A 12310-nucleotide genomic window follows, 5' to 3' on the forward strand; every position below is an offset into this window, starting at 1 on the left:
CCGATCAGAGCAACACAGAGATGTCCCCGGACGTGGAGTCCAGCCAGGACCCCCAGCCCTCGGCGGACACCCAGCCAAGCCAGGACAGCCAGCCAAGCCAGGGCCGCGAGCGCAGCCGCCAGGGTGGCCGTGAGGCCGGTGGCTTCCGGATCCGCCTGAGCGACAACGAACAGCGGGCTGCCCAGCTGGTGCAGGAGAGCTTCCAGCTGCGCTCCACCGTGGCAGCCCTGGGCTTCTCGATCCGCACCGTCGCCCAGTTGCTGGAGCAGGGCAAGCTCGATGAGCTGGTGGTGCTGCAGCGCAGCCAGGCCGGGGCCAGGCCGGAGCAGCCGGGCCGCGAGCCCGTGCCGGTGCGGCGGCTGGAGCGGGGTGAGCGCCGCGGCGAAGCACGCCCGGAAGGCCGCGGCGAAGCCAGAACCGAATCCCGTGGCGATTCCCGTGGTGAGCGGCGCGTGTCACGGCCCGATCCCTTCGCCCGACCCAGCCGCCCCCAGCCGGCGCCGGAACCCCAACCGATCGATGACACACCCCTGGTGGAGGTGGCACCGCTGATCGATCCGGCTCTGCTGGAGGAGCCTGGTGAGGCGGTGGAAGCGATCCTGCCGGTCACGATCGAGCCGGAGGCCGAGCCCCAGCCGTGAGCGAACGCCCCCGGGTGCTCTCCGGCGTGCAGCCCACCGGCTCCCTCCACCTGGGCAACTGGCTGGGGGCGATCCGCAACTGGGTGGCCCTGCAGGACAGCCACGACACCTTCTTCTGTGTGGTGGATCTGCACGCGATCACCGTGCCCCACGATCCCGCCGAGCTGGCCGAGGCCACCCGGCGCACCGCCGCGCTCTACCTGGCCTGCGGTATCGATCCACAGCGCTCCACCGTGTTCGTGCAGAGCCAGGTGGCGGCCCATACCGAGCTCACCTGGCTGCTGAACTGCCTCACGCCGCTGAACTGGCTGGAGCGGATGATCCAGTTCAAGGAGAAGGCGCTCAAGCAGGGAGACAACGTTTCCGTGGGGCTGCTGGATTACCCGGTGCTGATGGCGGCCGACATCCTGCTCTACGACGCCGACCTGGTGCCGGTGGGAGAAGACCAGAAGCAGCATCTGGAGCTGGCCCGCAACATCGCCCAGCAGCGGGTCAATGCCCGCTTCGCCCGGGAGGATCAGCCGCTGCTCAAGGTGCCCGAACCGCTGATCCTGGCCGAGGGTGCCCGGGTGATGAGCCTCACCGACGGCCGCAGCAAGATGAGCAAAAGCGATCCGAACGAGGCCTCCCGCCTGCACCTGCTCGACCCCCCTGAAAAGATCACCAAGAAGATCAAGCGGGCCAAGACCGACCTGGTGATGGGGCTGGAGTTCGGCAACCCGGAGCGCCCCGAGGCCGACAACCTGCTGGGGCTCTACGCCATCCTCAGCGGCCAAGCGCGGGCGGCCGTGGCCAGCGAGTGCGCGGCGATGGGCTGGGGACAGTTCAAACCCCAGCTGGCCGAGGCGGTCGTGGCGGCGCTGCGGCCCGTGCAGGAGCGTTATGGGGAGCTGCGGGCCGAGCCGGGCTATCTCGATGCGGTGCTGCGCAACGGCCGGGAGCGAGCCGCCGCCGTGGCCGACGCCAGCTTGAAACGGGTGCGGGAGGCACTGGGGTTTCTGGAAGCAGGCTGAGCGGAACTCGCAACAGCTGCTCCGATCGAGCCCCAAAACCGTCTGCCTCACCCCCGATCGGCGAGTTGCATTTGGTCGCAAGCTCCTGTAATTTGATCGCGTTATAGCTTTTCTTAAGGAGCGACATGGCATTTTTGCGATCAACCCTGCTGGCTGCCGTCGCTCTTGCAGCCTCACCGATCGTTCTTGGCTCTGCGCCAGCCCTGGCCGCCACTTGCCTTGGCAACAACACCTTCGGCTCTGCTGCCAGCGGCTCAGGTGCCAATTGCGGCGGCCTTGGCGTTGGAGACAGCTTCTCGATCGACGTCACCGGCTTCTTTGCAAACCTCGGTACTCTCCCGTTCAACACCACTCCCTACGGCGTCGCGGTCGTGAAGGCGGCAGGTTCATCGCTGTCGTTTACTAACATCGGCGCAAGGGTTACCGGTGTTGCCGGCGGAAATCCTTTCACAAATCAACTGATTGCGATCTGGAATGCCACAGGTGACAATCCTTTTGGCGCCGTCGACGACTACACCACAATCGGAGCTGCTGTACCACCTGCGAATGCTTTCCGATCAGTCAACATTGATCTTGGAACCATTCTCTCCGGGGTTGGCAGCGGCAAAGCGACCCCGAACCTGGTGGGCCTCACAGAAGTTTCCAGCTTCGTGATCGAAGGCACACTCAGTGGTGGCAACGAGAATGGCACCACCGTGGTGAGCTTCGGGGTGGGACCTGGCGGCACCCCCACAGCCGGCAGCACCTTCGGTGGCTACTTCACCACGGTTCCTGGCCCCCTGCCCCTGGCTGGCGCTGCCGCCGCCTTCGGCTGGAGCCGCACCCTGCGCCGCCGGATCAAGGCTGCCAAGCAACAACCGGCCTCCGTCGGCTGATCAGCATCGGCCCTGGCCATCCTCACCTCCCCACCGGGGAGGTTTTTTCATGGGAATCGCAGACCTGCTCGGCCAGCTCGGCCCCTGTGAGGAGTTCAGCACAAGCTGATCAGCACCAGAGCTGAGATCAGCAGCACTGATCAGTGAGCCGGGCCAACGCCTGTCCCCAGCCTTCTGGCTTCAAGGGATTCCACCGAATACATCATCAGGTTCGCTTGTCAAGGCCTGGGCGGAGGAGCTTGCGGGCAAACGGTATAAAAATGCACACTTTTGCCACTGATCGATGCCCCAGACCCAATGCCGTTCTGGCGACACCCCAGCCCATCGCTGCAGCCGCTGAGCCTGCTCCTGTTGCTTGGAACGCTGCCGCTGCTCTGTTCAGCCGCCACGCCCGGCCAGTTACCGGCGAAACGAATCCAGCCACTGCCTGCCAGCAACCTGGGGAGTGGCCGGGTTGAAACCAAGGGTCCGGGGTTGTATGAGCTCACGGCGGAACGCCGGGCGGCCCTGGAAACGATCCGCTACGCGGAAGGCACCTGGAAAGGTGGCAGCAGCATCGGCTACCGCATCCTCTATGGCGGGGGAACGTTCAACAGCTTCGAGCGCCATCCCGACACCGTGGTGGTGAAGCGTTATGCCAGCGCAGCGGCAGGCGCCTATCAATTCCTGCCGGGCACCTGGGAAGCGGCCACCCGCTCGCTCGGCCTCTCCGGCTTCGGGCCCGCCAGCCAGGACCAGGCGGCGCTGCACCTGATCGAGAGGCGCGGCGCCCTGGCCGAACTGGATCGGGGTGTGCTCACCGATCAGGCCATCAATCGACTGGCCCAGGAGTGGGCCTCCTTTCCCACCGCATCAGGGGGGAGTGCCTACGGACAACCGAGCAAATCAGTGGAGCAGTTGCGCGCCTTCCACCGCGAATCACTGCGACGCCATCAACTCAGGCGTGAGGGCGCCCCTGCCTGATCCGTGCCCTCAGCCGGCGGGACCAGAGGACGCTGAAGGTGACGCCAGCCAGGGGAAGGGGGCCCGGAGTTTGGATAGGGACAGCACCGGCTCCACCGAGATCCCTCAGGGCATTGCCATTCGAGGCAATCGGCGTGGCGAAACCACTGAGCGGGGTGGCCAAACCAGTGCTCCTGTTGATGTCGTACCACTGACCACCGACAAAATCCTGGCCAAACAGCCGGGAGAAATCAGCACTGAACGAGAGTTGCAGACTGGGGTTGGTGCCTGGGTTGGCAAGGGTTGGTTTGATCACCGTGTAGCTGGTGGTGGGATTGGCCAGATCGATCGAGAAGAAGGTGCCTCCTGTGGTGGCTCCATAGAGGATTCCAGACCCATCCACAGCGATGTCCCCGAACGTGTTGGTTGACGGGTTTGTGATCCCGGCAATGCTGAATGTGGATTTGGCGTCAGCTGTGGGAGCAGTTGGCACCGCATAGTTCAGGGGAATCTGATTGAGTGTGTTGCTTCTCTCGGTGAAATACCAATAACTGTTGTTGTAATACACCGCATTGGCAGGCTGACCTGAACCAATCACACCTGATCCGGCTCCTGCAACACTGAACAGGCTGGGACCACCGTCCCAGAACCTCAGATTGCGAGCCGAATCAATGAAAAAGAACTGCTTGCGAATCGGGTCATAGGCAAACGCATTCGAAGACCCAGACAGACCGGTGTTGAAGATGGGGGCAATGGTTTGGCTGTCGGTTTCCACCTGATAGATGATGTTGTCATCGCCGATGCCATAGATGAAATCAGCCCGTGCCGGCTGAGCCCAAGCCAATGCTGTGCATGCTGCAAGGCAAGCCAAAGCTGATTTTAAGGCAACCTTCAACATGGATCTGTTCGTATCTGAGGAGCTGATTGCTCCAGCAGTTTCATTTGTTGATGTCAACTTAGCAGCCATTGATCCCAGCTGACAACAGCGCTGCTCAAGGCTCTCTGTACACCACGCGGCCATGGTCGTCATTGCCGACATCCAGCAGATCAACCAGCATCAGCCGCTCAATTTCGGCACGCACCAGCTCGGTGGAGCCGCCATTGGGGAGCTCCACCGCCAGCATGGCGTCATTGATGGTGAAGCCGGGCCGGCCCGCCTGGCGTGCCAGCAGCAGCAGCTGCCGCTCGATTGATGGAGGAGCGTTGCGATCGGCCTCGGCCAGGGCCTGCTGAAGCAGCAACGGCTGGTTGGCCTGCTCCACCAGGTGTGGAATCAGAAACAGATCAATCAGCTGGCCGATCCCACACCAGCCCAGGGTGACCAGCCAGAGGGTGCCACTGAGCGGCTTGCGGGCGTAGAACCGCTGGATGCCACAGACCCCGAAGATCGAGAGGGCCCAGAGCAGGTAGCCAACGGACACCCGGCGCCGTTCCGCCAACGGCTTGGGCATAGCCGGACCAATCAGCAGATCACCAGCTGAACTTAAGGCAGCATTGCTGAGGTGGAGCCGAACATTTCCTAGCCTTGGCCGTAACCGTTCACCATGAGCAAGAATCTTTAGATGACAGACGATCCGGAACAGGTCAGGCCAAAGCTCGATGCCGAAGTGATTCGGATGGTTTGCCTGATCGGCCTGGGGCTGGTGGCCATGTTCCTGGTGCTGGGCACATCATCTCTGATTCCGATCAGGCCACTGGATCCCGAGTGGCAACTCGGTGTGGTGGCAACGCTGGTGGGCAACAGCTGGCAGGCCCTGCTGGGGGTGAGCCTTGTGGCGCTGGCATCCGCCCTGCACCCGGAGGATCGGCTGGCCGGCAGCTGGTTGCGTCGTTTCCGGCGCCTGAGCCTGTTTGCCTGCCTCGGCTATCTCCTGTTGGTTCCGCTTCAGGTGTCTGCAGTGATCAGCCGCGGGGTGTTGAGCGAAATTCCAGCCAACCGCCAGATCGCCGCCCTCACCGAGATCAAAACGAAGGTGTCCCTGAGCAGCAGCCAAGCTGAATTGGCTCTGGCCATCCGTGCCTTGCCGGGGGCCCCCACGCTGCCGAAGGGCTTTTCAAGGCCATTGCCTGGGTTCCGTCAGGAGGTGGTAACCAGCATCAGCAAGAACATCGCTGACATTTCCCAACAACAGCAGATCGATCGCCAGAAGCGGCAATTCACCGAAGCGGGAATCCTGATCCGGGGCGGAGCACTCTGCCTGATGAGTGCCTTTCTGTTTGCAGCGGCAACCCAGCTCAGTCCATCAAGGCCGCCATTGCTTACGGCTATGGCGATGGCACTGCAATCGAAGCGGGAAGGACATGCCCACCGCCGCCAGGCCCGCCTGGAGAAACGGGAGAGATTCAGTCAGGTGGATTCAGGCACCAAGGCTATCCACCAGCTCTATCGCCAAGCAGAACGCAACCAACGCATTGCTGAGAAGGCCAAGCCCGAAGGCTCTGCAGCAGAACGATCCTGGTCATGGCCTGGAGCTGTGTTGCACCGTAAGGCCACAACGCTTGGCGAGCGGATCAACCAAGAAGTTCCCTATCTGGCCATAATTGCTCCTTATGCTGCCGAAAGCGAAAATGAGGAAGGCTCCACAGAGCAGGAATCAACCAATGAACCACCAACCCCTTGAACCTAACCTGAATCAATCAATCGAAAGAACTAAGTGCTCGGCAGCCTTGTTGATTGAGAGAGTGCTCGTTTTCTGAGTTTGCGGCTCCAGCCAAAGGCAGCCAGCAGGCCAATCACAGGCAACGGTGCAGGGACAATTGCCTGCCGAAGGGAAACGTCAGAGAGATCAAAAAGCTCGCTGGGTGATGCAATACCGGTTGATGTTGCAACTGTGCCTGTAGGCGGAACAGGTGTAATGCTCTGGCTTACATTGTACCAAAGGTCTGTTACATTGGAAACACCAAAGAGATTGGTGTCAGTGGAATTAAAGGCTAACTGAAGGTTGGTTGGCACGCAGCGGCTTGTTGGATTTGGATTCACTGATGCTGTGCAAATATTTTGATATCTTGCACTAGCGACCGTGACAGTTGTGTTTGCATTTGGCAAGCCGGCCAAGTTAATAGTGTAAAACGTGTCACGGGAAGTTGTCTGTATTCCTGATGTGGCAGCGTAGAGTCGACCTGACGAATTGATGGCAATGTCACCGAAACGCTGGAAGGCTGTTAGGCTGGCAAGACCATCTATTGTATAGTCTACAAAGTTATTAAACGAAAGTGTTTGAGTTGGCGTTGTGTTGAAGTTGACTCTCCTTAACGTGTTGGTATTGGATGGGAAGAACCAATAGGATCCGTCGTAAAACGCTGCATTGAGGGGGCGACTCGTTGAAGTTATCCCTAATTGAGCTGGGGTGGCAATGGCTTGCAATAAGTTCGTGCCGTTTCTCCAGATGTAAAGATTATCATCTCCTCCAAGCACGAAGAGTTCAACTCTGTCTGGATCTACGGCTACGGCGTTGGCTTGCGCAGTACCAGGAATTACCTGAACTGTGCTGGGAGGCAGGAGTGTTTCGACAAAGCCTGTGGTGTTGATTTGATAAATCCGGTTAACACCACCAACCAGACCAGTTCCGTACAGAAATTCGGCTTTTGCGGCGGTCGTTGTGCAAACTGCCCCCAAAGTCACCAGGACTGAAAGCGTCCAATTTCGAGCTTGCAGGCTAAGCACGTGATGGAGACAGATCAACACTTATTATTATATTAAGCCTTAGGGGGCATTCTGTCAAGCCTTTGGTTGGGTCCCGGCCCTGCAATTGCGTGCCAATCCATCAATCGGCACGGCAGCCCCAATCCATGCCAGCGCTGAGCGCTCAAGCCGTGGAAGGGCCTGGTCAACAGGGGGTGCAGGCCTGGAGCCAGCTTGAGAGAATGGGTTTCACTCAAGAACCCGATGCTGAGCAGGCGCTCTGTTGGTGGCGAACCCTTCGCCTCAGCTGCCGGCTCCAGCCGAATGCGGCCAGACCGCCCAGGATCGGCAGGGGGCCAGGCACCGTGTTGGTGTAGGCCGCCTTGATCTGCCAGTTGCCGCCGCGAAGGGGGGTGGGGGACGTGGGGCCATTGAAGAAGGCATTGCCGGTGATCGTGAAATCACTGTCTGGAAGATCCCTGACCACGGCATACTTCACCTCCCGTCCTGAGGCCAGCCCATTGGCCGTGATGCTGCCAATGGAGGTGGTTCCCTGGCTGGTGCTGAGGCTCAGGTTGGTGAGGGAGGTGATGAAAAAGGTGCTGTTGGAACCTGAAGCCACCCGGATGTAAAGGGAATCGATCGCCGGGGAACGGGTGAGCGGAGCAAATGAGGACACCTTCGTGCCAATCGATCCGCCGAAATCCAGGCTGAACACGACCCCCTGGCTTGCCTTGGTGTAAACAACGGAAAAGGGAACCGTTGTGTTGTAGGGCCAGAGTTGATCCTGTTGATCCCTGGGGGTGAAGGCCGTGTTGGAGGTCCATTCGTTGATGCGAGTGAAGGCATTCGGAACCGCCCTTCCATCACCTTCAACGACCCAGTTCTCTTCAATGGTGGCTGGTGTGCAGCCTGCTCCGGTTCCCTTGAGGCAATTGAAACCCACATCATCCAGGGTGGAGGGGTTGGTGACCACAACGGCCAGGGCCCGAGGGCTGAACACCACCTGCATCATCGCTGCCGTGGCCAGGATTGAGCCTTTTTTTAATGGTGCTGAGCAAAGAACTTGCCAATCTGAATTCAACCCTAAGGCTTCAGTTGTTCCTGTTTTGTTAATGCCCAATGAAAAGTCCCTGAAAGTCCTTCCAAATGCAACTGAAGCCTTGGCAGCCATGGTCGGCCTTCCTGCGGTGGGTCACCAAGCCCTTGGGCTGGGCTTGCCTTCCCTTCCCCTGACTAGGATCAGCTTCTGAACCCTGAGCCGAGTCCGTGCCTGCCGCCCCCCCTGCCGCCGAGTCAGTCAGCCGCAGGGAGTCCACGGCCACCACCCCGCTCCATCTGCCGAAAACCAGCGAGAGCCCCGAGCTGCTCAGGATCCGCCACTCGATGAGCCATGTGCTGGCCATGGCCGTGCAGACCCTGTTCCCCAGGGCACAGGTCACGATCGGTCCCTGGACCGAGTCCGGCTTCTACTACGACTTTGACCATCCTGAGCCGTTCACCGAGGCCGATCTCAAGGCGATCCAGAAGGAGATGGGCAAGATCATCGCTCGCCGTCTGCCCCTGCAGCGCCTAGAGGTGAGCCGCGAGGAGGCCGAACGCCGCATCACCGCCCAGGGTGAGCCCTACAAGCTGGAGATCCTCGCCGGCCTCATCGAACCGATCACCCTCTACACCCTCGGCGAGAGCTGGTGGGATCTCTGCGCCGGCCCCCACGTGGCCCACACCGGCGAGCTCAACGCCAAGGCCTTCGCCCTGGAGAGTGTGGCGGGCGCCTACTGGCGGGGCGATGAAACCAAGGCCCAGCTGCAGCGCATCTATGGCACCGCCTGGGAAACACCTGAGCAGCTCGCCGAGCACCAGCGCCGCAAGGCCGAAGCACTACGGCGCGATCACCGCCGGCTCGGCACCGATCTGGAGCTGTTCTCGATCGAAGACGAAGCCGGCGCCGGCCTGGTGTTCTGGCACCCCCGCGGCGCCCGCATGCGGCTGCTGATCGAAGACTTCTGGCGCCAGGCCCACTTCGCCGCCGGCTATGAGCTGCTCTACACCCCCCATGTGGCCGACCTGAGCCTCTGGAAAACCTCCGGCCACCTCGACTTCTACAAAGAGAGCATGTTCGGGCCGATGCAGGTGGATGAGCGGCAGTTCCAGCTCAAGCCGATGAACTGCCCCTTTCATGTGCTCACCTATGCCAGCCGCCTGCGCTCCTACCGGGAGCTGCCGATCCGCTGGGCAGAGCTGGGCACTGTGTATCGCTACGAACGCCCCGGTGTGATGCATGGGCTGATGCGCGTGCGCGGCTTCACCCAGGACGACGCCCACATTTTCTGCCTGCCCGAGCAGATCGGCGCTGAAATTCTCGGGGTGCTCAACCTCACCGAAACGATTCTCTCCAGCTTTGATTTCAACCGCTACGAGATCCATCTCTCCACCCGGCCGGCCAAATCGATCGGCGAAGACGCCGTCTGGGAACTGGCCACCGCCGGCCTGATCGAAGCGCTCGATCGCAAGGGCTGGGCCTACAAGGTTGATGAAGGCGGTGGCGCCTTCTATGGCCCCAAGATCGATATCAAGATCGAAGATGCGATCGGCCGCCTCTGGCAGTGCTCCACGATCCAGCTGGATTTCAACCTGCCGGAGCGCTTCGATCTCCACTACGTGGCCGCCGATGGCACAAGGCCACGACCGATCATGATTCACCGCGCCATCTTCGGCTCCCTGGAACGCTTCTTCGGGATCATGCTGGAGAACTACGCCGGTGATTTCCCCTTCTGGCTCGCCCCCGAGCAGATCCGGCTGCTGCCGGTCACCGATGCGGTGCTGCCGGTGGCGGAAACCCTGCTCAGCCAGTTCAGGGCCGCCGGCATCCGCGCCGAACTCGACCGCAGCGGCGAGCGGCTCGGCAAGTTGATTCGCCAGGGCGAGCAGCAGAAGATTCCCCTGCTCGCCGTGATCGGTGCCGCCGAAGCCGAGGCCGGAACCCTCAACCTGCGCAGTCGCCGCGATGGCGACCTCGGCGCCGTGGCCGTGGCAACCCTGCTGGCCGCCGCCGAGGCCGCCAACCGGGATCGCTCGGCCGGCCTGGCCCTCGAACCAGCGTGACCACCCTGCTTGCTGGTGACATCGGCGGAACCAAAACCCTGCTCGCCACCTACCGGCTCCAGGCCGGGCAGCTGGAGCTGCAGCGCCGGCACCGCTATCCCTCCGCCGGCTGGAGCGATTTTGCGGCGCTGGTGAGCCATTTCCTCGCCGCTGAACCCGAGCTGGAGTCCCCCCGGCACGGCTGCCTGGCCGTGGCCGGCCCTGTGCTCAACGGCCAGGTGAAGGTCACCAACCTGCCCTGGAGCCTCGACCAGGCGGAGCTGAGCAGCGCCTGCGGCCTGGAGGCCCTGGAGCTGGTCAATGATTTCGCCGTGCTGATCTACGGCCTGCCCCATCTCGCCGCCGATCAGCAGCAACCCCTGCGTCCCGATCCACCGACCCTCGGCTCGGGCGAGAGCGGCGGGCCACTGGCGATCCTGGGGGCCGGCACCGGCCTGGGAACCGCGATCGGTGTTCCCGGCCCCGGCGGCCTGATCGCCCTGGCCAGCGAAGCCGCCCATGCCGAATTCGCCCCCCGCAACGAGCCGGAATGGCGGCTGAAACAGTGGCTTGCCGCCAACCTGGGCCTTGAGCGGGTTTCGGTGGAGAGGGTGGTGAGCGGCACCGGCCTCGGCCATCTCACCCGCTGGCTGCTGGCGGAGCAGGATCCAGGCGCCGCCCACCCCCTGGCCGGTGCCGCCCGCCACTGGGCCGATCCCGCCACCGCCGAGCGGCCCGATCTGCCCGCCCTGGTGGCGGCGGCGGCGGAGCAGGGTGACCCCCTGGCCAGCGCGGCGCTCCAGCTCTGGCTGGGCGCCTACGGCAGTGCCGCCGGTGATCTCGCCCTCCAGTGCCTCTGCCGCGGCGGCCTCTGGCTGGGGGGCGGCACCGCCGGGAAACTGCTGCACCACCTGCGCTCCGAGGCCTTTCTGCTGCCCTTCGGCGCCAAGGGTCGCCTCTCGCCCCTGCTGGCGGCGATCCCCCTGTGGGCGATCGTCGATCCGGATGTGGGCCTGTTCAGTGCAGCCTGCCGCGCCCGCATGCTGCTGGAGGGTGCAGCGACAACCTCCTGATCCAGCAGGTGGGACACTGAGCCCAGCAGCGCACAAGACATGGCACGGCCGCGGATCGGCCAAGGGGTTGTGGTGGACGTGCCCGCCACCACCGCCAACCTGGGCCCGGGCTTCGATTGCCTCGGCGCAGCCCTGGAGCTCAACAACCGCTTCGTGCTGCGCTGCATCGAAGGGGATGGGGAGCGCTTCGAGCTGCTGATCGAAGGCAGCGAGGGCGCCCACCTGCGTGGCGGCCCCGACAACCTCGTCTACAGGTCCGCCCAGCGGGTCTGGAAGGAGGCCGGTGAGCAGCCGGTGGGCCTGGAGGCACGGGTGAAGCTGGCGGTGCCGCCGGCCAGGGGGCTGGGCAGCAGCGCCACGGCGATCGTGGCCGGCCTGATCGGCGCCAACGCCCTGGTGGGCAACCCGCTCACCAAGGAGAAGCTGCTGGAACTGGCGATCGACATCGAAGGCCATCCCGACAACGTCGTGCCCTCCCTGCTCGGTGGTCTCTGCCTCACCGCCAAGGCGGCCTCGCATCGCTGGCGGGTGGTGCGTTGTGAGTGGAATGAGCTGGTCAAGGTGGTGGTCACCATTCCCGCCCTGCGGCTGCCCACCAGCGAGGCGCGGCGGGTGATGCCGCGCCAGGTGCCGATCGCCGATGCGGTGGTGAACCTCGGTTCCCTCACCCTGCTGCTGCAGGGATTGCGCACCGGCAACGGCGATCTGATCGCCGATGGCATGCACGACCGCCTCCACGAGCCCTACCGCTGGGGCCTGATCCAGGGGGGGCGGAGCGTCCATGCGGCGGCCCTGGCCAGCGGGGCCTGGGGTTGCGTGATCAGTGGCGCCGGGCCGAGCCTGCTGGCCCTCACCACGGCCGAGAATGCCGCCAGCGTCGGCCGGGCGATGGTGCAGGCCTGGGAGAAGGAGGGCGTTGCCTCCCGGTCGGAACTGCTGGAATTGCAGCACCGGGGCAGCCGCTGGGAAGCCTGCGAAGACCAGCCCTAGGCTCGGAAGCAGGCTGGAAACGGGATAAGTACAACTACTCAGCTGATACATTCGCTACCGCCGGGCCGCC

Annotated in this window: 13 protein-coding genes; 9 read left to right on the forward strand and 4 right to left on the reverse strand. The window is 62.9% G+C overall.

Going from position 1 to position 12310, the window contains the following annotated elements; genetic code table 11:
• The first annotated feature begins 20 nt into the window (after positions 1-20).
• From ACXMDY_RS04550 to ACXMDY_RS04565, 4 genes are all read left to right on the forward strand, one after another.
• Positions 21-641 (forward strand): hypothetical protein, encoded by a 621-nt coding sequence (locus ACXMDY_RS04550; RefSeq protein ID WP_259700893.1) that lies wholly within the window; start codon positions 21-23, stop codon positions 639-641.
• Positions 638-1654: a tryptophan--tRNA ligase gene (gene trpS, locus ACXMDY_RS04555; RefSeq protein ID WP_259700892.1), complete on the forward strand. Its 1017-nt coding sequence runs from the start codon at positions 638-640 to the stop codon at positions 1652-1654. The genes ACXMDY_RS04550 and trpS overlap by 4 nt, the downstream gene beginning before the upstream one ends.
• Before the next feature lie 125 nt (positions 1655-1779).
• Positions 1780-2529: a hypothetical protein gene (locus ACXMDY_RS04560; protein ID WP_259700891.1), complete on the forward strand. Its 750-nt coding sequence runs from the start codon at positions 1780-1782 to the stop codon at positions 2527-2529.
• A 297-nt stretch (positions 2530-2826) separates the two neighbouring features.
• Entirely contained in the window at positions 2827-3492 is a 666-nt protein-coding gene (locus tag ACXMDY_RS04565) for a glycoside hydrolase family 24 protein (protein WP_259700890.1), read from the forward strand.
• Here the strand turns inward: ACXMDY_RS04565 and ACXMDY_RS04570 are convergent.
• Complete coding sequence (locus ACXMDY_RS04570) at positions 3467-4438, reverse strand: hypothetical protein (RefSeq protein WP_457767407.1); 972 nt, start codon at positions 4436-4438, stop codon at positions 3467-3469. The two genes, ACXMDY_RS04565 and ACXMDY_RS04570, sit on opposite strands and share 26 nt — an antisense overlap.
• A 25-nt stretch (positions 4439-4463) precedes the next feature.
• A complete protein-coding gene (locus ACXMDY_RS04575) occupies positions 4464-4922 on the reverse strand; it encodes a TM2 domain-containing protein (protein ID WP_259700888.1) in 459 nt (152 codons plus the stop codon).
• 111 nt (positions 4923-5033) lie between these two features.
• Between ACXMDY_RS04575 and ACXMDY_RS04580 the strand changes: the two genes are divergently transcribed.
• Complete coding sequence (locus ACXMDY_RS04580) at positions 5034-6092, forward strand: hypothetical protein (RefSeq protein WP_259700887.1); 1059 nt, start codon at positions 5034-5036, stop codon at positions 6090-6092.
• Positions 6093-6121: 29 nt separating this feature from the next.
• Here ACXMDY_RS04580 and ACXMDY_RS04585 read toward each other — a convergent pair whose 3' ends face one another.
• Positions 6122-7135: a hypothetical protein gene (locus ACXMDY_RS04585; RefSeq protein ID WP_259700886.1), complete on the reverse strand. Its 1014-nt coding sequence runs from the start codon at positions 7133-7135 to the stop codon at positions 6122-6124.
• Between the two features lie 211 nt (positions 7136-7346).
• Positions 7347-8099, reverse strand: a complete 753-nt coding sequence (locus ACXMDY_RS04590) for a choice-of-anchor W domain-containing protein (protein WP_457767408.1) — start codon at positions 8097-8099, stop codon at positions 7347-7349.
• A 16-nt stretch (positions 8100-8115) separates the two neighbouring features.
• Here ACXMDY_RS04590 and ACXMDY_RS04595 point away from each other — a divergent pair, with 16 nt between their 5' ends.
• From ACXMDY_RS04595 to thrB, 4 genes are read left to right on the forward strand one after another with little or no spacing between them, the layout of a single operon-like run.
• The gene (locus ACXMDY_RS04595; RefSeq protein ID WP_259700884.1) at positions 8116-8346 is read left to right on the forward strand and encodes a hypothetical protein; all 231 of its coding nucleotides are present in this window, start codon (positions 8116-8118) and stop codon (positions 8344-8346) included.
• A 16-nt stretch (positions 8347-8362) separates the two neighbouring features.
• Positions 8363-10198 (forward strand): threonine--tRNA ligase, encoded by a 1836-nt coding sequence (gene thrS, locus ACXMDY_RS04600; RefSeq protein ID WP_259700883.1) that lies wholly within the window; start codon positions 8363-8365, stop codon positions 10196-10198.
• Positions 10195-11250, forward strand: a complete 1056-nt coding sequence (locus ACXMDY_RS04605; RefSeq protein ID WP_259700882.1) for a glucokinase — start codon at positions 10195-10197, stop codon at positions 11248-11250. Before thrS ends, ACXMDY_RS04605 begins: the two co-directional genes overlap by 4 nt.
• 39 nt (positions 11251-11289) lie before the next feature.
• Positions 11290-12240 carry a homoserine kinase gene (thrB, locus tag ACXMDY_RS04610; protein WP_259700881.1) on the forward strand — a complete coding sequence of 317 codons (951 nt, stop codon included), beginning with the start codon at positions 11290-11292 and terminating at the stop codon, positions 12238-12240.
• The last annotated feature ends 70 nt before the right edge of the window (positions 12241-12310 follow it).

Source organism: Cyanobium sp. ULC082 (assembly GCF_977927535.1).